We start from the raw sequence: 17,992 nt of genomic DNA, 5'->3' as shown, positions 1-17,992 counted from the left end.
CCCGGACCTCATGCTTCCCCCGCCGGTCTCTCGCCAGTGAGCAGCGCGACGAGTTCGCGGAGCGTGCACGTCACCCACTGGTCGGCCGGGTTGGCGTTGCCGTGTCGCTTGTGGACGATCAGGCCCGCTAGCGCGTCGTCGTTTCCTCGCTCGACTTCCGCCTCGGCCGCCCAACCGGCGAGGTTGAGACGGGTGACGTTCTTGGCCTCGAGGACGATCCGACCGCCGCCGGGTGCGCGAACGCCGCCTATGTCGCCGCGGTCTTTGCCGCCGTTGCGGGCGCGCCGTTCGATGCGGTCGTCGACCTGGTCGGCGAGGTAGCCGACGATGCTTGTCTCGAAGCGGGTGCCAGCTTTCTTGGCTGAGGCACGGTTTCGGGTCATGCTGCTGCTCGTTTCGTGTTCGGGGCGGGGCGTGCAGTAGCGGCATTGGGGTGGTTGGCCGGGGAGGACGGTGAGGCCGCGGTGCCCGCAGTCGGGGCACGGGAGCATCGGGGTGGGCGCGGGGCCGGGGCCGATGAGCGGTCTCGTCCGGACGGTCATGGCACGGTCTCGACGCAGCACGGTCCGGCGTACTGTTTGTCGCCGACGCGTTCGACGGTGTCGCCGGGGTGGTACTTCTCGCCGCAGGTCGCGCAGTGGCCGGGGTAGGACGCGGTGAATATGGTGGATCGGCCGTCGATGGTGGCGGGTCGTCGGTTGCCGCCGGGTCGGCAGTGCGAGCACTGGTCGACCGGCAGTTCGGTGAGGCGGCAGCGTTCGACTTCGGGCGAGGGTTCGGCGGCGCGCATCTGGGCGGCGAGCAGAGAGATCTCGACGCGGTCGGATGCGGTGAGCGGGACGATGCGGCCGGTGACGGCGTCGCGGCGCTGGTTGGTGCTGCGCCACTGCTTCTCGGCCCGCTCGTCGAACTGGTCGGTCAAGAGATCACCTCGTCGAGGCTGCGCTTCAGTTGCATGTGGACCCAGCCGTCTTGCTCCGGCCCGAAGTCCGCGATGTACCCGTGTTTCATCGCGATCCGGTCGGCTTGAGGTGCGCAGTCGGCGCGGATCATGTCGTTCCACGCGTCTGGGTAGGTGGCTTCGAGGCGGGCGTCGAGCGCGCCCATCGCCCAGCCTGCGACGTACGACTGGTCGTCGTGCGGGCCGCCTTTGCTGGTGACGGTGACGAACGGCATCACCAGCCCGTATTCGGTTTCTTCGGGCTCGCTCACGTGGTGCTCCCGTGGAGTCGTTCGATGGTGGACCAGGTCGGGCAGGGCGCGTCCGGCCAGTACGGCTCGTACTCGCCTTCGCCGACCCAGCCCTCGACCCGTGCGCAGCCGCGGCATTCGAGCCGGTTCGCGCCGTTGAGCTTCGGTGCGTGGTCGCGGATCAACGCGCGGAGCACGCTGTTCTGCGGGATGTCCGGGATGGTCGCGAGGAGGTCGGCGTGCCGGTCGAGGACGAGTTGCCGTTCGACGGCTTCCCGTGCCTCGCGTTCCTCGGCGCGGGTACGCCTCTCGGCCGGTCGCGGCGTTTCGAGGAGCACGACGACTTCGGGCCCCACTGGTAGACGCGGGCCAGCCACGAATCCACCAGGCGAGAAGGGGACTTTCGGCACTGCGGGGATGTTCGGGATGGTGGGCGGGTCGAGGTAGTACGGCCCGGATCGGCCGGGTGCGGCGTCGGTGTCGTCGGTCGGCCACAGTTCGGTCGGCGGCGCGACCTCGCAGCCCTTGTGCATCCAGCCCTGCCCGGCAGCGGCGTGCGCACGGCAACCGACACCGGCGTCGATGCAGCCGGGGCAGAGGAGTCGCGGGTCGTCCTCGCCGCCGGGGATGGTTTCGAGGTGCGTGGTCGTTGGCTCGGCGCGCCCGCTGAACCCGGTCCCGCACGTGGCGCAGGTGCGCCAGGCGTCTCCTCGAACGACGGCGACAGCGTGCGCCAGCGACCGGCGCAGTCCGGCGGCGGTCACGGTCTCGCGCCTTCGGGCTTCGGCGCGGACTTGTGCCGCGGCAACTCGGCGTTGTCTTCCTTCTGGTCAGTGACGTTCCAGTACGTCTTGCCGCCGTCGCCGGAGAAGCACGCCGAGTTGCGGCGGTTCTGCCACAGCGGCGCGCCGGACATTTCGCTGTGGTCGTGCCAGTCCTCAGGATCATCGGTTAGCGGGGTCAGGTTTCCGAACCCGAGGAGAGTGTGCAACTGCTCGCGGGCCATCTCGGCAGACGCTCCGCTGTGACCGAAGGACGCGAACGCGGCGACTGCCGCCACGAGCGATGCGCTGTACACAGGGTCTTCGCCGAGCAGTTTCAGCTCACGACGGGCGTGCTCTACCAAGTTACTCATGCTTCCTCGTTTCGTTGGTGGCGCTCGTGTTCTCCGCGAGCGCTGTCCTCGTACAAGCCGAACGTCTTCTGCCGCAACAGGTGCGGTGCCAGCTTCGGGCGACAGATCAGGCACGGACGCAACGGCGGATCCGCATCGCGGTCCTCGAAACCGTCATCGCACTCGTGCTCGTCCTCGACGACCTCGTCCCCAGTCCGATCCAGAGTCACGACGCCCTCCTAGGTCTCAGCGTCCGCGGCTTGTGGTCGCACAACGCCGTCCCGACGTAGCCGTCCGCGTCGCAGCGGTCGCACTCGTCGATCGCGGCACGCCGGGCAGCGGCCTTCGCGTGCGCCTCCTCAGTGCGCGCCTTGTCCTTGGCGCGGTCCTGCGCGGCGTCCCACTCCCGGGCCTTGTCCCGCGCCGCACCACACGCACGGCACGCCCGCGTCGTCGGCTTCTCCAGGTGCTTCGGGCACCGCGCCGGCGGCCGACCCGCCGTCGTGCGCGGCTCCGCGACCGCGGCACGCCCGGCGACGTCCTCGTCCAGGTCCAGCCGGCCACCGTCGAGCACGTCCGCTGTTGCCGGGACTTCGTTCGCGAGCACTTCCCACGTGAGCCCGTCGACCTCGCCGACGTGCTCGTCGTGGATGCGCCGCAACTCGGCCGCCAGCTCGTGCCGCAGCAGCGGCGACTCGATCTGCCGTGCAGCTTTCAACCCGCCGCGCAGCACCTGCGGTTGCCGCCACACCTCATCGGAGCGGATGAAGGATCGGAGCAGGAACTCATCCGTTTCCCAGTCGATCAACACTTTGCGTGTCTTGCCGAGTTCGTCGAGCGCGTCCCGCAACGCTGATTCCTCGGACCAGCCGAGGTTCTTCAGCCACCGGCCGAACCTCACCGGTCCGCTGCCGCACTGGGTGGTGTGCGGTTCCGTCATCACCGCGAAGTACACGAGCTTCGCGGCATCGCTGTCCACATCCGACAGTCCCTGCCAGACAGTGAACAGCAGACGGGCGTGCGAGCGGGCCATTAAGCTGCGGTCTCCTTCCGGATCGGGGAGACCTGCGTGGCCAGCCGCGCCGCCTCAGCCGCGGAAACGCCTGCGGCGCGGAGCCGCTGGTACTCGTGCGGGTTTGCGCGCCACCGCAACAGGTCGGCGGCGGCCTGGTCGTCGGGGACCATCGCGGCGAGCAGCACAACCAGGGCGTGCGCGCCGGTCAGCGGGTCGTCGTACACCATCTCGGCGTCGGCGAGCATCGCCTCGACGAACATCATGTCGTCGCGGCGCACGGCGGCAACGAGTTTCTCGGCGGAGGGGACGAGGGTCTCAAGGTAGCGGTCGCCGGTCAGCGAGCGTGGGGGTCGGCGCGTCATCTCGCCTCCTTTCAGTTGTCGTGCAGGGTGGCTGTCATCTTTTGCGGACACCGAATCGGCGGTGGCGCGTGTCGTGGGTGGTGGCCGGGCGGGGCTTCTCGGCGGGAAGGGGTGAGCCCGCCCCGCCCGGCCACGGTCAGTGCCGAACGCCGGTGTGCGCTTCCGCAGCGGACGGCACTGGGCTCTGGTCGACGTCGACACGGAAGTCCTCAAGAGGAAGTGCAGCCGCCAGCGCGGAATGCGCCTGCGACAAGCCGATCGCGACCTCCGCGCGGCGCAACTCGCCCGGATCCTTTGGCTTCTTGTCGTAGGTGAACCGGCGCCACAACTCCTCGCCAGTCTCCAGCCACGCCTCCGCAGCCTCGACGTGCTCCTGCGCGTTCACGCCTCACCGCCCGCAGTCAGGTCCGGGTCGTCCGGCAACGTCGGGTCGTCGAGTTCGCCGGCCTCGGCCTTGGCCTGGTCCGTCAAGGCAGCGACCTCGCGCTCGATCACCTTCCGGCGTTCGGGGTCCGCCGTCTTCCACTCGTTCCGCAGATCCGCGACACGGGATTCCGGCGTCTCGACGAGCGGCTGCACGACGAACATCGCACTCTTCCCGCGCGACACCAGCAGAGGAACCTGCTTCCGCTTCTCCAGGTGGCTCAGGTGGGAGATCCGCGTCCCGCCGACCTCCTGTCCGCCGAACCGAACCGACGTGTCGCAGTACAGGGTGACGCGGCGCCCGACGTACGTCGCCGCGTCCGGTCCCCAGCACGCGACGAGCACGCGCCGCATGCTCTTGCCCGGCCGCCACACGCGCGGGAACTCGGCGAGCTTGATGTTCACCGGCTGCTCGGCGTTGCCCTTGCTGACCTTCTCGATCGTGAAGGTGCGCGGCCCGCCCAGCAGGTCGACCGCGTCGAGCTGGTCACTGGTCGGGGCGATGGTGTCCGACAAGTCCATCAGATCCTCATCTCCATCAGGGTGATCCGCTCGGTGGCGGGCAGTCCCTCGGTCTTCGCCGCGTACTCCGCGACCATCTCCGCAGCCGTCGTCTCGAACCGCTCCACCGCAGCGACGATCGCTTCCTGCCACGCCGGATCGGGGAACACCCGCTTGTGCCACATCGGCATCCCGCCCGAGAACGAGATGAAGTCCAGCCACTCCCGCCCGGACACGAGCAGCCCGGCCTGGCACTGAGCCACGTACTCGGCAGGCACCTCGCCGTCGAGGACCGTGCGCAGGTGCCCCTTGGCGCGCGGCGCTTTCACCTCGATAAGGCCGTCGTCACCGACGAGACCGTCCGGCGAGTAGCCGAGCTGCCAGGTTTCTTCCTTGCGGAGAAGGAAACCGACCTCGCGGACCGGACGCTTGTACACCTCGGCGTACAGCTCGCGCGCCCGCGGCTCGTCGTCGATGCCGCGGAGCATGTCGTCCCCGATGTAGGTGGGGTCGGTGTAGCCGGTGATCCGCTCGGCGACCAGTTGCACCGTGATGCCGCGGCTCTTGTCGTTCGCCGCCGGCTTCAGCGTCTTCGGGGTGATGAGCTGCCCGACGACGGACGCCGTGACGAGCCCACGGCGCTGGTCGTGCCATTCGTCTGAGCCCTGGATCACGTCCGGGTATTCGATGAGGGTCACTCGGCACCGCCGAGGATTCCTTGCTGGTAGCCGATCGCGACCGCTTCCGCCCGGTCCCCGACACCCAGCTTCTTGAACAGGCGGCGCGCGTGGGTTTTCACGGTGTCCGGCGACAGGAACAGACCGGCCGCGATGTCTGCGTTCGACTTGCCGCCCGCCATCCCTTGCAGGACCTGGAGTTCACGTTCCGAGAGCCCACCGTTGGCGGGTTCAGGTTTGCTGACCCGGTGGTGCGGGGCCTGGCTCGGACCGGTGGGAACGGTATCGAGCAGGAACCCGCCCCGCGTCAGGTGCGCGGCGAAGCTCGGCCAATCGTCGGCCGACACGGTGACGGCGTGGATGGTGGGGGCGCTCATCAGCGTGCCTTCCTGTAGAGCCGGGATTCGGCGGCGATGCGGTCGTCGGTCAGCCGATCGAGGTCGCCGTCGAGCCATGGGCCGCCGGTGTGCGGCGGGTCGGGTTGGTCGTCGAGGTGTCGGAGCGGGCGGCGCTTGTCGACCGCCAAGGCGATGGCGAGCAGGACGAGCACGAGCCCGACGCCGCCGATTGCCTGCTGCAGCGCGGTCATCACGGCACCTCCGAGACAGCACCGTTGGGTGCCTGGCCGTAGAAAGCGTTGATACCGTGCCGATCCAGGTACTCGATCACGGCCCTCCGATAGACCTCAGCCTTTGGGACGCCCATCTCCCGGGCGTGCTCATTCGCGGCATCGGCGTAGCGTCTCGTGATCTCAAAGCCTTCTCGAACGTTCTCGTCCGGTGACTTCCCGATGCGTTGCGGCTTCGAACGCGCCCTGGAGCCGAACCGCTCGATGACCTTCTTGACTGTTCCGTTGCTGGCACCGATCGAGACTTTGTCCGCCGGAACGCCCGCGTCCAACTGCTTGCGAATCTGCGTCACCTGCGGGCTGCTTGGCGTGCGCGAGCCCTTCGTTTTGGCGGGATTCGAATGCCCGCGCCCTTCGATGCGAAGGCCGACCATGCGCGCCACGTCGGCCGTGGTGTGGCCGGTTTTCGGTTTACCCCATCGTGCTTCGCCGCCGGTGCGCTGATCCATTCCCTCACCGATGACGACAGCAGAGGCCAGGACAACGGCGCGGTCGGGACACTCAAATCCGTTCTCCGCCTGCCACATCTCACGGAAGTCCTTGTATCCCAGCGCGATCCAGGCGCGCATCGCGACCAGTTCACGCACGGCATCCTCGAACTCGTCCACGGCCTTCGCGGCGTTGCGAAGAAGCCGCCGAGCGCGTTCCTGGATGATCGGGTCGTTCTTGTCGATCAGATCGGAGGTCGTCATGCGATCACCCCCGCCCGCTTCAACAGCTGGCGTGCCGCGTCGACCCGCGCCCACGTCTCCGGATCGCCGCCGACATCCGGGTGCGCGAGCCGGGCGGCACGGCGAAGCAGATCCGGGACCGCGGTGTGCCTGCTGCGCTCGGTGAACTCGGCGAGCCACCGGATGGCGTCATCCGCCGACGCGAACCCTGCCGGGGTCGACGATTCGATCGCGCGCCAGCCGGCGTACTGCTCGCCGCGGGCTGCGACGCCGTAACGGTCCAACGCCCGCAGGTGCTGCAAGCCGAGGGCGATGGCGCGCAAGTTGACTTGCCAGTCGGGGTCGACGTAGCCCCGGCCTTTGAACGCGTCGCACGGGTATGTGAGCGCGCCGAGTTTCGCGGAGGTGAAGGAGATCGCGACGCCGGGGTGTCGGACTTCGGCGCGGGCGCGGAGCATCCCGTCGCGTCGGACGTCGGCCTCGGATGCGACGACTCGGACCGCGACCGCCCCGGTGACCTTCAGGTGGTCGAGTTCGTCGGCGAGCAGTTCGAGCGTGGCGTCGAACTTCGCACGGAACGGGTTCCACCGCCGCGAAACGGTTTCCGGGTAGGGCCAGCGGGGCATGGGCTCGATCTGCCACAGCATCACGCCACCCCCGCCGGGTACTGGTCCCAGGTGCGACCGTCGAGTTCGCGGCCAGCGCGTGCTTTGCCGACACGACGCATGATCTGGCGGTGTCCCATGTCATCGAGCGGCGCGCCGATGAGCTGTTCCGGCGGGAGGAACCGGCCGATGCCGTGTCCGCGAGGTGCCCACATTCCCCATTGTTTGAATAGGAACGGCACGCGAACCGTCGCGCACTGGTCTCGGAGGGAACGCGCCCACTCGGGATCCATCGGCCGTGCACCCGGGCCGGACTCGCCGCCGACGACCACCCAGTCGAGCCGCTTTGCCGGTGTCGCCCAGAGACCGGGCTCACCGTGTTGGCCGCGCACGACGTCGAGGTGCGTCCCGCCGCCTGCGGTGTAGGCGATCCTGGTCAGGTTGATCGGTCCGAGCAGCGGTTCAGCAGAGATCCACCGGACGGCGGCCGGGGTTTCGAGCAGTGCCGGGATACGGATGTCCGCCCACTTCTGGTCCTCCGTGGACACACCCAGCCACACGTTCCGCAGCGGCCAGCCGTCACCGAGCACGTCGCCCTGGTCCATGTTGTTCGCGAGGAACACCTGCTCGCGGAATCGCTCGTCGTTGAGCAGGGCCCGCATCCGACCGTGCCGCTTCGTCAGCACCTGGAACGTGTGCTGCTGCGCCGCCGCCATCACGCCGAAGATCCGCGCGATGAAACTGTCCGGCACGTCGTCGTGGAACAGGTCGGACATCGAGTTCACGAACACACGGCGCGGCTTCCGCCACCGCAACGGCACATCCAACCGATCCGGATGCAACGTCACCGTCGCGAACGACCCCTTGCCGTGGAAACGCTCGTGCAGCGTCTCCGCGTAACAGTGATCGCAACCCGGGCTGACCTTCGTGCACCCGGTCACCGGGTTCCACGTCGCGTCCGTCCACTCGATCTTGCTGGCGTCGCTCATACCGCACCGCCCGGCTTCGGCCCCGGCGACCACGGCTCCCACTCGTCCAGGCTGATCGGCCCGGTCGCGGTGACCCGTCCCTCGTCCACGAACACGGCCACGCCGTACTGCGCTGTCGGGTCCGGCCGTGCGGACGTGACCGTCCGGATCACGCGATCTGCCAGACGACGAACCTTCATTCCCCTGCAGGGCGTGTGACTCCACCACCGACGAGGCGGCGACTGCACCGGCTTGTCCGCGTGAAAACGCTCGAACTCCGGCTCAGGCTCCGGCGGCCACGGTTCCCGGCCCGGCCCACGCAACACCCGGAACCCAGCCGCCGCGATCGCCGCGAGCGTCTTCTCCGCGTGCGCCCGCGCCGTCGGCCGCGCCCACTCGGCAGGCGCGTTGTCCGTGAGCACATCGGCGAGGAGATCCCCGTCAACGAACCCCGGCACCGCCTGCCGTTCCTGCGCACGCTCCAACGTCAACCGCGCCACGACCGCGCGCAACTCTCCGATCGTCGCGGAAGCCTTGCCGTACAAACGGTTCCGCTCGCGAAGTTCGCGCGCGAGCTTCTGCTCCCGCGTCGGCTCGTCCGTGGGCCGAAGCCTCGACCGCAGCTTCTCCCGACCGATCTCCCTGCGGTGTTCCTCCCACCCCGCAATGTCGCCGACCTCCTTCCCACACCCGCACACCCCGTGGTCCAACCGGTTGTGCGGTTCCGGGAACGCCGGATGCGCCGACAACACGACGACGCCGTTCTCCTTGTACTCCACGGCAGCCTCGCTCATCGCGCACCAAGCCCTTCGACCGTGCCAGCCGCCACGTAGTCGGTCAGCTGCGCGAGCGTGATCTCGCAGTGGCTATCGCCGGAAACCCACCGACTGATGTCGCCGTGGTCGCTGTCCCAGACGCGAACTTTGACGTCGGCGATCCGCGCGAACACGTACACGCCGGTCCAGTCCGTCACCGTCTGGATGGTGATCTTCTTGTCGGTCAAGGTCTTTGCCCAGACGAGAACGCCGCCAGCTCCATCGCTACCGGTGATCTGGAGATCTAGTCCGTTCGGTAGCCCCTTGTCTACGTTGACTCGCGGAAGGTGCGGGAAGGCACGCAAGTGAGCCGCCAACACCTCCAGCTCATCCGCGAGCGTGAGCGTGGCCGTTTTGATCGTCGCCTCAGTCATTTCGGCTTGTCCTCCCCATTTCCAGCCTTGCGCTGCTCCGCACGGCGCGTGATCGACGAACCCGGCGTCGTCATCCCCTCGGCACGCTGATACTCGGACGTCCTCTTCTGCTGCTCCGTACGGTCTTCGCCCAACTCCTGGCGCAAGATCCGACCCAGCTTGCCCATCACGCACCCATCCCCACCGGAGCCAGACGCGCCAACTCGTGCGCGGAGAGGAACCCGACCAAGTCGTTGCGCCGCAACAAGTCCGCACGCACATCGACCGTGACCGATACCCGACGTCCACATCGGATCAGTCCCACAACGGACAGGACCGCGCGATTCGCGCCAAGCTCCCCGTGCACCGGGGAACGCGACGACAAACTCGCGACCCACGCCTGAAACCCAGACACGTCGTCGTCGCGCAGCCGAACAGAAGGCGCGCCCGCAACCGAAATCGCACCCACACGCTTGTGCGCGACCGACTGCGCATGGTCGAGAACCGCCCGGATGGTGTCGAAGTCGTTCACGGCCACACCCCCACGCCAGCCGCGACACCAAGCACGCCCGCCGCAGCGAAACAACCCACCACCACACCAGCCGCGCCCACCGTCGACACCCACCGCACCACCGCAGCAGCACGCGGAAACCGCGGCTCCACAACCCGGAACGCCGGCTGCGTCGGCATGTACTCCACCGACACCGGCTCGCGCACCACCGGGAACGGCGTCGTCGCAACGTCATCCCGCCACGCGCGCAGCATCGCGCCCAGCAAGTCCTGCTCCGCGAGCACACCCCGAACGGTCAGCAACTGCGTCACCTCGCCGCTCACCGGTTGATCACCTCAGCGGCCGCGTCCTGCAACGACGTCCGATAGCCCTCCAGCATCGCCACCGCGTTACCGAGCTGCTCCACCGCCGCACGGATCGCGCCCTGCACGTCCTCCGCGTTCTGACGCAAGCGCTCGTTGAGCTGAGACGACTCCCCCAGCACCGCGACAACCCCGGCAACAGCCTCGTCCAGCGCGGCGTGAAGCTGCGCCGCCTGCCCCTTCACCTGCTCCGCCTGCGCAACCGGTACCTGCCCGCCGACCGCCATCAACTGGGCAGCCATCTCCGCCTGAGTGCTCATCGCGTCGACCCCTTGCCTCGCTCGTAAGCGACCGCAGCCTGCAACCGATCGGCCAGCTTTTCGGCCTCCTCCAACGACAACCGCAGCTCCTGAACCCACACCGCGGTGGGAGTGCTGTAGACGGTGGGGACCGGATCGACCTGCCCTCCGACCGGCACCAGCGGCGACTGGCCCCACTGGGCCGTTTTCTCGCCGCTGAGCACAAACACCTCGTCGGGCTCCGACAGCTCGCCCTCGACGACGATCGACGTGACCGACAGATCCGCCACCGGGAAGTCGTGATCGCACGCGTTGATGTACTCGCGGGCGGCGTCTGGAGTGCAGAACGCCACCTGTGCGCCCTCGCCCTTGGCCTCGACGATGTGAACAACCGCGCCGATGCTCATCGCACGAGCCCCCACACCGCGCGCACCACACCGAACACCGCCACCGTCGACAACCAGCCACGCTCACGCCGGTAAATCCGGTACACGTCCACCAAACCCACACGCGACCGGCAATGCCGCCCCCGTCTGGCAGAATGCTTCCTGGTCATGAGGCCAACTCCTCTTGATCTGGGCCCGGTGTTCACCGCACCGGGCCGACTTATTTCGATGGGGAAACTCAGCCGACGAGCAGCAGGTCGCCGCTGCCGCCCAACCGCTTGTGCAGTTCGTGCAAGCCCTTCACCGTCACCCGCGCCTGCCGCGTCGGGACCCGGTCGCCCTCGGCGTCCACGTAGCTCCCCGCCCGCACCGACAACCGGCCCAGGTCGAGCTGCCGCTGATACGGCAGCCCCGACGTCAGATCAATCCACCCGATCTGCCGCAACGTCGCGAACAACCGCCGCTGGCCGGTAGAGATCGACGGGTCCCGGTTCAAGATCTGCGCCGCCTCACGCACCGAGTAATCACCGTCCGCCGACGCAAGCTCGTTCCACGACCGCGCGGCCGGTTCCAGCTCCGCGTTCCGCTTCAACGCCGCGACATACCGCTCCGCCATCTCCAGCTCGCTCATCGGCTTCTCGCGGGTGTCCACGACGCCGGTTTCCCTGAGCTCCCGGAGGATCTGCTTCACCCGGGACTTCAGCGTCTTCGCCGACGGGAGGGTCGACCGGAAGATCAGCTCCCAGATCCCGTCCTCATAGATGACGGTCATTCGCTGCGGGCCACCAGGGGTGCGGCAGATCGCCGTACCCTTCTCTTCGTCGTCGAGCATCTTGAGTGCATCGCTGGTCCGGGAGTACTTGAGGGCGCGGGCGAACGCAGGCGCTTGAACGAACGGGGTGCCGTCCTCGGCGAGCCCGAAGTGCTCGACCGCCAGGCCGTCACCGGCCGCGGTGAACAGGTCCAACTCGGACACGGTGGTCTCCCTCTGGTTAGGCGGCGATGCTGCGAGCGGCGGCTTGTCTTGCGATCCCGGAGCGCATGGGAGTCAGCAGCGCGGCAAGCCGGTCGCGCTGGTGTTCGGTGAGCGGGGGCCACGTCGCGACGACCGCGCCGGCGCGTGTCCGCATCTCTGCCCGCAGCTGGTCAGCGGCCGAGCTCACCGAATCCGTTGCATTGCGAACACGGCTTCTCCCCTTTGCGCGGGTCCCGTGGATCGATGAGCACGGTTCCGCGGCCGGTGCACATTCCGCAGGTGTAGCGACGGGGCGGCTTTGGGCCGGGCTTGCCGGGGCCTGCGAGGTGGAGCACTCACGCCGCCTGGTCATCAGGTACCACCAGGAGATCGGACGGCTTTACCTTGAGGACCCGGCATAGGGCTTTGAAGTTCGGCGCGTCCGGCTGGAAACGACCGGCTTCCCAGTGAGCGACCGCGGATCGATCCACGTGGACCTTGCGAGCAAGGTGCTCCTGAGTCAGCCCAGCCATCTCGCGTGCGGCCTTCAGCTTGGCCCCGTCTACGAGAAGAGTTGAGGATCTCACGGGACTCACATTAACTCGCACATGCTCACATGTCTACAGCAGATTCCGCACCTCACGGGACTTTGAGCGACTAAAAGCGAGTATGTAACACTCTCACCTGCAAGAACGACGTCTCATCGCAACTAGACAACTCACGTTTACTCACGTCATCATGACCGCGTGAGCAGGGATGGTTACGCGACGGGAACCCTCGGTTGGTGGATGGACGACCGACGCGGCGAACTGGACATGACATGGGACGAGGTGGCCGCAGCGGCGCGCATCTCTGTCGGCAACCTCTACCGAATCGCAAGCGACCCCGGCGCGGCTCAAAGGATGCGGTCCACCTCAAAGAAAGGCATCGAACGCGCTCTGCTGTGGGAGAGCGGCAGCGTGGACACAGTCGCCGAGGGCGGCGAGCCCACACGGCTGCCGACCGAACGAACCGCAGCCGATCGACCGCGACGGCCGCGCCATGAGTGGTCCGCGCGGCAACGCGCGAAGATTCTCGCGATGAGCTTCGAGGACGCGCTCGACCTCGCTGAGCAGATCTACGGCGGCAGCGGTGAAGACGCCGCCTGGACCTGGCTTCGCGAGGCAGCTCAGCTAAAGCTGGAGGCCGCCGGCATCGAGGTCCCGGAACGATCTTCCCCGAACTAATGTTCGACTATTCGAGTGACGTTGTGAAACGCGATGTCACGCAAGAAGGATATCCCTCCTGACCGGCCCAACACGGGCCGCGCGAATAGCCCAACAAGGGCTACCGAATGGAGGGGCTTCGTGACAATGAGGTCAACCAGGCGGCCACAGGTGCTGACCGCCGACCGGCTCTACACCGCCGCAATCGTCGTCGGAACAACTTTGATCCCGCACCTCGTGTTGGGAATCGTCGGCGATTGGCCGATTCAGGCGTTCAACCTGCACCTGGTGCTCGTGCTTCTGCTCGTCGGGTTCGGCTGGCGCAGCGACATCCAGATCGCCGCGGTCGCCACGGTGCATGAGGACCGCCGATTCGAGCAGATCGCTCGATATCTCGAAGAAGACGATCGGTGACCAAGAGCGGCGGAGTAGCTACGGGCCGCTTCCCCCGGCCAACCGCCGCTATCCTCGTAAAACTGCGGGGGGGGGGGGGCTTCTTCAGCCTCTTTTCCCCTCACCCCGGCTAAACCTTGGGGCTCACCTCAACTGTATTCGAATCAAAACGGCGAGCACCTTTGCCCGGCGAATGCAGCTTGATCGACATCAGCATGTCGACAATCGGTCGACGACATTCGGTGATCATCTCTTCCCATGCCGCTTCAACATCATCGGCTAGCACCAGAGGGGCCAGAAGGTCCGCCCGACCGACCTCGGCGAGCAGAGCATCGATCTCTTGGAGGCGCTCCTTCGCCCAACGCCTGCCCTCGCGAAGCTCGACCTCGGCGTCCTCCGCTGCGCCGCCGTCCTCGGCAGCCATGAACATCCGCGTCAGCTGCGTCCGTCGGCTCACCACCCGTTCACGCTCGGCGCGCAGCTCCGCGACGCTGGGGCCCGAAGGCGGCATCTGCAGGAGGTCAACCGCGTCATCCCGCTGCAGCCGGGCTACGACGAGAGCACCGATCCATGCGTCAGCATGGTCTCCGCGCCGCGCAACATGACCGATACCGTTCGCGCCACAGCGGTACCTGTGGACGCCGTTGTAACTCGGGCCCGCGTAGACCGGGTCACCACACTTCCCGCACCGGGCAATGCCCGACAACATGTGACGGGGCGTCGGCTTGGAATGCTTCCGCGCCGGGTCGCCCAACAACGCCACAAGTGCACGCCACTTCTCCTCCGGAACGATCTCATCCCATACGGCATCCACAAGCTTGCCGCCGGCGGGTCGCAATCCGGCATTCCGCGCTTTCAGCAGGAGCGCCCGCACAGACGGCTCACTCCACTCAGAAGGCTCCCCGGTGCGCTTCTTACCCGTCCGGATCCGGCCGGACAGGAGCCCGGACGAGTTCCACAACCGAGCGACCGCAGCCAGAGTCCCGCCCGCGAGAAGAATGTCGTACCCCAGCCGGATCGCCGCGGCCTGTTCCGGATGGTGCGTGATCCGATCCGGCATGAAGCCGAACGGGACAGGTCCGGGAGCTGGTTTGCCCATCTCGGCAGCCTGCTGGTAGGCGTCGCTCTGCCGCTGCCCTTTGATCTTGATCTCCGCGCGGGCCTGGCCCGCGAGGAAGTCCGCGATCATCTGCCCCATCGTTGTGCCCATGTCGAGGTCGCTGCCGTCGATGAAGCTGAGAACAATCTTGTGCTTCTCCGCAGCCTCGAACAGCCGCACCTGTTCCTGGCGATTGCGCAACAACCGATCCATACGGTGAGCGATGATCCGCTTCACCAGCCCGGCCTCGACCCGAACCAGCATCGCCTCGAAACCCGGCCGGGGCTTGCTGGCATCTGCCGCGCTCTTGTCGTTGTCGACGTGCTCCATCCCCATCGGCCAGCCGCGGGCCTCCCTCAGCTGGTGCCCCCGCTCCCGCTGGCGTTCTACGCCCAGCTCTTCCCCGGTCTTGTCATCGGAGATCCGCAGGTAGAGGTCTGTTACCCCATCGGGTCTCGGAAGGTCGGTCGCCACCTATGCGAAATTACCACCACCCGGTCGCCTTCGGAAAGGACCAGGTCCAGTTCGCCCTCGCGGCAGTGCCAGTTCCGGCTGAGCAGGACCATGCCGGCGGCCTGGAGATGCCGGGCGGCGAGGTCCTCGCCCCAGCGGCCGAACGTCCGGCGCCAGGCCGCGCCAGGGTGCGGGCCGTCGTTCATGGTGTCCCCCTCGGACAGCGCGAGCACCGTCGATCACGGTGCGTGTGTTGTCACGATCGCAGCGTGATCAAACCCAGCGCCAGGGGGATCCGGAGCAGCTGTGGATAACCCGGGGGTTGTGGATCAGAACTGGTCTGAGGAGGTGAGAGCCAGGTGGATTGTCAGTGTGGTGTGCGGGGGGCGGAGAACGACGAAGGCCACCCGGGCGAAGTGCCGGGTGGCCTCGTGGCGAAAGCAAGCAGTGGGGTCAGCCCGAGAACGGGCCGTCCTCGGGGAGCCGCAGGTCGGGTTTGTCGAGTTCTTCGACGTTGACGTCCTTGAAGGTGATGACCCGGACGTGCTTCACGAACCGGGCGGGGCGGTACATGTCCCACACCCAGGCGTCCGACATGCGCACCTCGAAGTACACCTCGCCGCCGCCGTCGCGGACCTGCACGTCCACCGCGTTGGCCAGGTAGAACCGCCGCTCGGTCTCCACCACGTACGAGAACTGGCCCACTATGTCGCGGTACTCGCGGTACAGCGAGAGCTCCATCTCGGTCTCGTACTTCTCGAGATCCTCTGCGCTCATGAAATCCGCGCCCCTCCTCGCGTTCGTCCTGCTCCGGCGGCGGAGCGTTCATTCTTACCCACCGAGCGGCCCGGGGCACGGACCGGCCCGCCCGCTTTTTCCAGGGCATTCTCCAGTGCAGCGTAGGTGAGCACGACCGGATGCGGGGCAGTGAGTCCGTGCGCGAGGGCGACAGTGGCGACATTCGTGTAGGACCAGCGGTGCACCGGGCTCGGGCCGTGCTCACTCAGCGCAGCCAGATGGTCCGAGGTGCTGTAGCCCTTGTGCACGTCGAAGCCGTATGCCGGCAACTCTTCGTGCAGGCCGGCCATGATCCGGTCCCTCGTCACCTTCGCCAGGACCGACGCCGCCGCGATGCTCGCGACGCTGCGGTCTCCCTTGATCACCGCGACATTCGGCGCGGGAATGCCGGGAACGGGGAAACCGTCGGTGAGGACGTAGCCGGGATGGGTGCGCAGTCCGGCGACGGCGCGGCGCATGCCTTCCAGGTTCATCACCCGGATGCCGAGCAGGTCCACCTGCTCGGAAGGAATGACGATCACCGAGTAGTCGAGGGCGCGTTGCAGAACCCGGTCGTAAACCCGGTCCCGGGCCTTCGCGGTGAGCATTTTCGAATCGGTCAGCTCGGGCAGGCGCGCACCGTCGCCGGGACGGAGCACGCAGGACGCCACCACAAGCGGGCCCGCGCAGGCTCCGGCACCGGCTTCGTCCACGCCGGCGACCGGGCCGAGGCCGCGTCGTTCGAGTGCGCCTTGCAGACCCCAGAACAGCTCGCCGCGCACCACAGCACGCGGCGGGCGCAGCGGTTCTGCCGGAGTGCGGGGAGGAGGGAGAGTCACCGAAACACCACCCGGGAGTCGCGGACGACGGAGCGCACCGCTTACCGTCTCCGGCCGGCCGCCTTGCGGAGGCCTGCCTTCAACCGGCGTCCGACGAAGAGCGTCGGCACCGCGGTGGCGAAACCGATGCCGAGCGGCAGCCCCTGCTGCCACGCGGGTGCGCCGAGCGCGACCGGCTGGGCGTTCTCCTGCGGATTGTGGTCCGAGATCCCGCCCCAGCGGCTCGGCGGCAGCACGATCACGCGGGCCTTGCCGATGACGTCGTCGACCGGCACCGCGCCGTTCGGTCCGCCGCCGCCCTGATAGCGCGAGTCGGCGGAGTTGTTGCGGTTGTCGCCCATCACCCAGAGCGCGCCCTGCGGGACCTTCACCGGGGCGAACGGCTCCTGCACGCGATGGTGGTCGTCTTCCCAGTGGATGTAGGGCTCGTCGAGGGCCTTGCCGTCGACGATCACCCGGTTGCGGTCGTCGCAGCACTGGACGGTCTGGCCGCCGGTGGCGATGACGCGCTTGACGAAGTCCCGCTCGTCCGGCGGCGCGAAGCCGACCAGCGAGCCGAGGCCGCGCAGCGCGCGCACGACGATGTTGCTCGACTCCTGCGGCGCGATCTCGTTCTCGGTCCACGCGGGCGGGCCCTTGAACACGATCACGTCCCCCGGGGAGGGGTCGGTGAAGTCGTAGGTGACGCGATCGACCAGGATCCGGTCGCCGGTGCAGCTCGGGCAGCCGTGCAGCGTGGACTCCATGGACCCCGACGGGATCATGTAGACCTTGGCGAGGAACGCCTGGATCAGGATCGTGAGCACCAGGGCGATCACGATCAGGATCGGCAGTTCCTTCCAGAACGACCGCTTTTTCGAGGACTTGCCCCGCCGGTGCGACCCCCGACGCCCGCCGGACCGTTCCTGGTCCTCGTCCGGGCGTTCGGGGCCGTCCTCATCGGCGTTCCGCGACACAGGTTCGACCACGTCGCCAGGCTACCGGTAACCGGCTCGTCACTCAGGAGGCGGAGGTGGTCTCGCGGTTCTCGCGGCGCTCCTTGATCTTGGCCTTCTTGCCGCGCAGCTCGCGCAGGTAGTACAGCTTCGCCCGGCGGACGTCGCCGCGCTTGAAGACCTCGACCTCGGCCAGGTTCGGCGAGTGCACCGGGAAGGTGCGCTCGACGCCGACGCCGAACGAAACCTTGCGCACGGTGAAGGTCTCCCGGATGCCGCCGCCCTGACGGCGGATCACGACGCCCTGGAAGACCTGGTTGCGCTCGCGGTTGCCCTCGATGACGCGGACGTGCACCTTGAGCGTGTCGCCGGGGCGGAAGTCCGGGATGTCGGAACGCAGTGACTGCGCGTCCAGCGCGTCCAGGGTGTTCATCGGTGGTCCGTCCTCGTATTCGTGTGGCTTACGTACAGCTTGAGCGCGCAGTGGAGTTCACTGCGACTAGCCCGGGGCTGAT

Annotated in this window: 34 protein-coding genes; 2 read left to right on the top strand and 32 right to left on the bottom strand. The window is 67.7% G+C overall.

Going from position 1 to position 17,992, the window contains the following annotated elements:
• Positions 1-8 precede the first annotated feature (8 nt).
• From L3Q65_RS45975 to L3Q65_RS47730, 26 genes are all read right to left on the bottom strand, one after another.
• Positions 9-383: a hypothetical protein gene (locus tag L3Q65_RS45975; RefSeq protein ID WP_237598454.1), complete on the bottom strand. Its 375-nt coding sequence runs from the start codon at positions 381-383 to the stop codon at positions 9-11.
• A gap of 155 nt (positions 384-538) precedes the next feature.
• Positions 539-922, bottom strand: a complete 384-nt coding sequence (locus tag L3Q65_RS45970; RefSeq protein ID WP_237598453.1) for a hypothetical protein — start codon at positions 920-922, stop codon at positions 539-541.
• Positions 919-1,212 carry a hypothetical protein gene (locus L3Q65_RS45965; RefSeq protein ID WP_237598452.1) on the bottom strand — a complete coding sequence of 98 codons (294 nt, stop codon included), beginning with the start codon at positions 1,210-1,212 and terminating at the stop codon, positions 919-921. Before L3Q65_RS45965 ends, L3Q65_RS45970 begins: the two co-directional genes overlap by 4 nt.
• A complete protein-coding gene (locus L3Q65_RS45960) occupies positions 1,209-1,955 on the bottom strand; it encodes a hypothetical protein (RefSeq protein ID WP_237598451.1) in 747 nt (248 codons plus the stop codon). The genes L3Q65_RS45965 and L3Q65_RS45960 overlap by 4 nt, the downstream gene beginning before the upstream one ends.
• Positions 1,952-2,326: a hypothetical protein gene (locus L3Q65_RS45955; RefSeq protein WP_237598450.1), complete on the bottom strand. Its 375-nt coding sequence runs from the start codon at positions 2,324-2,326 to the stop codon at positions 1,952-1,954. The genes L3Q65_RS45960 and L3Q65_RS45955 overlap by 4 nt, the downstream gene beginning before the upstream one ends.
• Entirely contained in the window at positions 2,323-2,535 is a 213-nt protein-coding gene (locus L3Q65_RS45950) for a hypothetical protein (protein ID WP_237598449.1), read from the bottom strand. The genes L3Q65_RS45955 and L3Q65_RS45950 overlap by 4 nt, the downstream gene beginning before the upstream one ends.
• Positions 2,532-3,338, bottom strand: coding sequence for a hypothetical protein (locus L3Q65_RS45945; RefSeq protein ID WP_237598448.1), 807 nt, complete (start codon positions 3,336-3,338; stop codon positions 2,532-2,534). The genes L3Q65_RS45950 and L3Q65_RS45945 overlap by 4 nt, the downstream gene beginning before the upstream one ends.
• Positions 3,338-3,682 (bottom strand): hypothetical protein, encoded by a 345-nt coding sequence (locus L3Q65_RS45940; protein ID WP_237598447.1) that lies wholly within the window; start codon positions 3,680-3,682, stop codon positions 3,338-3,340. Before L3Q65_RS45940 ends, L3Q65_RS45945 begins: the two co-directional genes overlap by 1 nt.
• Positions 3,683-3,818: 136 nt before the next feature.
• Positions 3,819-4,067 (bottom strand): hypothetical protein, encoded by a 249-nt coding sequence (locus L3Q65_RS45935; protein WP_237598446.1) that lies wholly within the window; start codon positions 4,065-4,067, stop codon positions 3,819-3,821.
• On the bottom strand, positions 4,064-4,627 hold the full coding sequence (locus L3Q65_RS45930) for a hypothetical protein (protein WP_237598445.1): 564 nt from the start codon (positions 4,625-4,627) through the stop codon (positions 4,064-4,066). The genes L3Q65_RS45935 and L3Q65_RS45930 overlap by 4 nt, the downstream gene beginning before the upstream one ends.
• Entirely contained in the window at positions 4,627-5,304 is a 678-nt protein-coding gene (locus L3Q65_RS45925; protein WP_237598444.1) for a lambda exonuclease family protein, read from the bottom strand. Before L3Q65_RS45925 ends, L3Q65_RS45930 begins: the two co-directional genes overlap by 1 nt.
• Positions 5,301-5,660, bottom strand: a complete 360-nt coding sequence (locus L3Q65_RS47735) for a response regulator transcription factor (protein WP_370648161.1) — start codon at positions 5,658-5,660, stop codon at positions 5,301-5,303. The genes L3Q65_RS45925 and L3Q65_RS47735 overlap by 4 nt, the downstream gene beginning before the upstream one ends.
• Complete coding sequence (locus tag L3Q65_RS45915) at positions 5,660-5,872, bottom strand: hypothetical protein (RefSeq protein WP_237598443.1); 213 nt, start codon at positions 5,870-5,872, stop codon at positions 5,660-5,662. Before L3Q65_RS45915 ends, L3Q65_RS47735 begins: the two co-directional genes overlap by 1 nt.
• Positions 5,872-6,603 (bottom strand): hypothetical protein, encoded by a 732-nt coding sequence (locus L3Q65_RS45910; RefSeq protein ID WP_237598442.1) that lies wholly within the window; start codon positions 6,601-6,603, stop codon positions 5,872-5,874. The genes L3Q65_RS45915 and L3Q65_RS45910 overlap by 1 nt, the downstream gene beginning before the upstream one ends.
• The gene (locus L3Q65_RS45905; protein ID WP_237598441.1) at positions 6,600-7,229 is read right to left on the bottom strand and encodes a hypothetical protein; all 630 of its coding nucleotides are present in this window, start codon (positions 7,227-7,229) and stop codon (positions 6,600-6,602) included. The genes L3Q65_RS45910 and L3Q65_RS45905 overlap by 4 nt, the downstream gene beginning before the upstream one ends.
• Positions 7,229-8,176, bottom strand: a complete 948-nt coding sequence (locus tag L3Q65_RS45900) for a DUF5131 family protein (RefSeq protein WP_237598440.1) — start codon at positions 8,174-8,176, stop codon at positions 7,229-7,231. The genes L3Q65_RS45905 and L3Q65_RS45900 overlap by 1 nt, the downstream gene beginning before the upstream one ends.
• Complete coding sequence (locus L3Q65_RS45895) at positions 8,173-8,949, bottom strand: hypothetical protein (protein ID WP_237598439.1); 777 nt, start codon at positions 8,947-8,949, stop codon at positions 8,173-8,175. The genes L3Q65_RS45900 and L3Q65_RS45895 overlap by 4 nt, the downstream gene beginning before the upstream one ends.
• On the bottom strand, positions 8,946-9,344 hold the full coding sequence (locus tag L3Q65_RS45890) for a hypothetical protein (RefSeq protein WP_237598438.1): 399 nt from the start codon (positions 9,342-9,344) through the stop codon (positions 8,946-8,948). The genes L3Q65_RS45895 and L3Q65_RS45890 overlap by 4 nt, the downstream gene beginning before the upstream one ends.
• Entirely contained in the window at positions 9,341-9,514 is a 174-nt protein-coding gene (locus L3Q65_RS45885; protein ID WP_237598437.1) for a hypothetical protein, read from the bottom strand. Before L3Q65_RS45885 ends, L3Q65_RS45890 begins: the two co-directional genes overlap by 4 nt.
• Complete coding sequence (locus L3Q65_RS45880) at positions 9,511-9,855, bottom strand: hypothetical protein (protein ID WP_237598436.1); 345 nt, start codon at positions 9,853-9,855, stop codon at positions 9,511-9,513. The genes L3Q65_RS45885 and L3Q65_RS45880 overlap by 4 nt, the downstream gene beginning before the upstream one ends.
• Positions 9,852-10,157, bottom strand: coding sequence for a hypothetical protein (locus L3Q65_RS45875; RefSeq protein WP_237598435.1), 306 nt, complete (start codon positions 10,155-10,157; stop codon positions 9,852-9,854). Before L3Q65_RS45875 ends, L3Q65_RS45880 begins: the two co-directional genes overlap by 4 nt.
• Positions 10,154-10,456 carry a hypothetical protein gene (locus tag L3Q65_RS45870; RefSeq protein WP_237598434.1) on the bottom strand — a complete coding sequence of 101 codons (303 nt, stop codon included), beginning with the start codon at positions 10,454-10,456 and terminating at the stop codon, positions 10,154-10,156. Before L3Q65_RS45870 ends, L3Q65_RS45875 begins: the two co-directional genes overlap by 4 nt.
• On the bottom strand, positions 10,453-10,842 hold the full coding sequence (locus L3Q65_RS45865; RefSeq protein WP_237598433.1) for a hypothetical protein: 390 nt from the start codon (positions 10,840-10,842) through the stop codon (positions 10,453-10,455). Before L3Q65_RS45865 ends, L3Q65_RS45870 begins: the two co-directional genes overlap by 4 nt.
• A gap of 217 nt (positions 10,843-11,059) precedes the next feature.
• Positions 11,060-11,797, bottom strand: a complete 738-nt coding sequence (locus tag L3Q65_RS45860) for a phage antirepressor KilAC domain-containing protein (protein ID WP_237598432.1) — start codon at positions 11,795-11,797, stop codon at positions 11,060-11,062.
• Positions 11,798-11,813: 16 nt separating this feature from the next.
• Positions 11,814-11,951, bottom strand: coding sequence for a hypothetical protein (locus tag L3Q65_RS45855; protein ID WP_237598431.1), 138 nt, complete (start codon positions 11,949-11,951; stop codon positions 11,814-11,816).
• 181 nt (positions 11,952-12,132) lie between these two features.
• Positions 12,133-12,309 carry a helix-turn-helix transcriptional regulator gene (locus L3Q65_RS47730; RefSeq protein WP_370648245.1) on the bottom strand — a complete coding sequence of 59 codons (177 nt, stop codon included), beginning with the start codon at positions 12,307-12,309 and terminating at the stop codon, positions 12,133-12,135.
• Between the two features lie 255 nt (positions 12,310-12,564).
• On the opposite strand from L3Q65_RS47730, the gene L3Q65_RS45850 reads away from it, so the two are divergent.
• The gene (locus L3Q65_RS45850) at positions 12,565-13,002 is read left to right on the top strand and encodes a hypothetical protein (protein ID WP_237598430.1); all 438 of its coding nucleotides are present in this window, start codon (positions 12,565-12,567) and stop codon (positions 13,000-13,002) included.
• Positions 13,003-13,152: 150 nt separating this feature from the next.
• Entirely contained in the window at positions 13,153-13,395 is a 243-nt protein-coding gene (locus tag L3Q65_RS45845) for a hypothetical protein (RefSeq protein ID WP_237598429.1), read from the top strand.
• A 109-nt stretch (positions 13,396-13,504) separates the two neighbouring features.
• On the opposite strand, the gene L3Q65_RS45840 is transcribed toward L3Q65_RS45845, so the two are convergent.
• The 6 genes from L3Q65_RS45840 to rplS all read right to left on the bottom strand — a co-directional run bounded on the left by L3Q65_RS45840 (position 13,505) and on the right by rplS (position 17,910).
• On the bottom strand, positions 13,505-14,947 hold the full coding sequence (locus tag L3Q65_RS45840; RefSeq protein WP_237598428.1) for a recombinase family protein: 1,443 nt from the start codon (positions 14,945-14,947) through the stop codon (positions 13,505-13,507).
• A complete protein-coding gene (locus L3Q65_RS45835; protein WP_370648160.1) occupies positions 14,914-15,132 on the bottom strand; it encodes a YraN family protein in 219 nt (72 codons plus the stop codon). The genes L3Q65_RS45840 and L3Q65_RS45835 overlap by 34 nt, the downstream gene beginning before the upstream one ends.
• Positions 15,133-15,379: 247 nt before the next feature.
• Complete coding sequence (locus L3Q65_RS45830; protein WP_003096226.1) at positions 15,380-15,703, bottom strand: DUF2469 domain-containing protein; 324 nt, start codon at positions 15,701-15,703, stop codon at positions 15,380-15,382.
• Positions 15,700-16,488, bottom strand: a complete 789-nt coding sequence (locus L3Q65_RS45825) for a ribonuclease HII (RefSeq protein WP_182895714.1) — start codon at positions 16,486-16,488, stop codon at positions 15,700-15,702. The genes L3Q65_RS45830 and L3Q65_RS45825 overlap by 4 nt, the downstream gene beginning before the upstream one ends.
• Before the next feature lie 95 nt (positions 16,489-16,583).
• Positions 16,584-17,510, bottom strand: coding sequence for a signal peptidase I (lepB, locus tag L3Q65_RS45820; RefSeq protein WP_182895649.1), 927 nt, complete (start codon positions 17,508-17,510; stop codon positions 16,584-16,586).
• A gap of 31 nt (positions 17,511-17,541) precedes the next feature.
• Positions 17,542-17,910, bottom strand: coding sequence for a 50S ribosomal protein L19 (gene rplS / locus L3Q65_RS45815; protein ID WP_009074470.1), 369 nt, complete (start codon positions 17,908-17,910; stop codon positions 17,542-17,544).
• Between the last annotated feature and the right edge of the window lie 82 nt (positions 17,911-17,992).

Source organism: Amycolatopsis sp. FU40, assembly GCF_021903635.1.
Classification (GTDB): domain Bacteria; phylum Actinomycetota; class Actinomycetes; order Mycobacteriales; family Pseudonocardiaceae; genus Amycolatopsis; species Amycolatopsis dendrobii.
The sequence above is the reverse complement of the archived record's forward strand: the minus strand, read 5'-3'. Positions and strand labels throughout refer to the sequence as shown.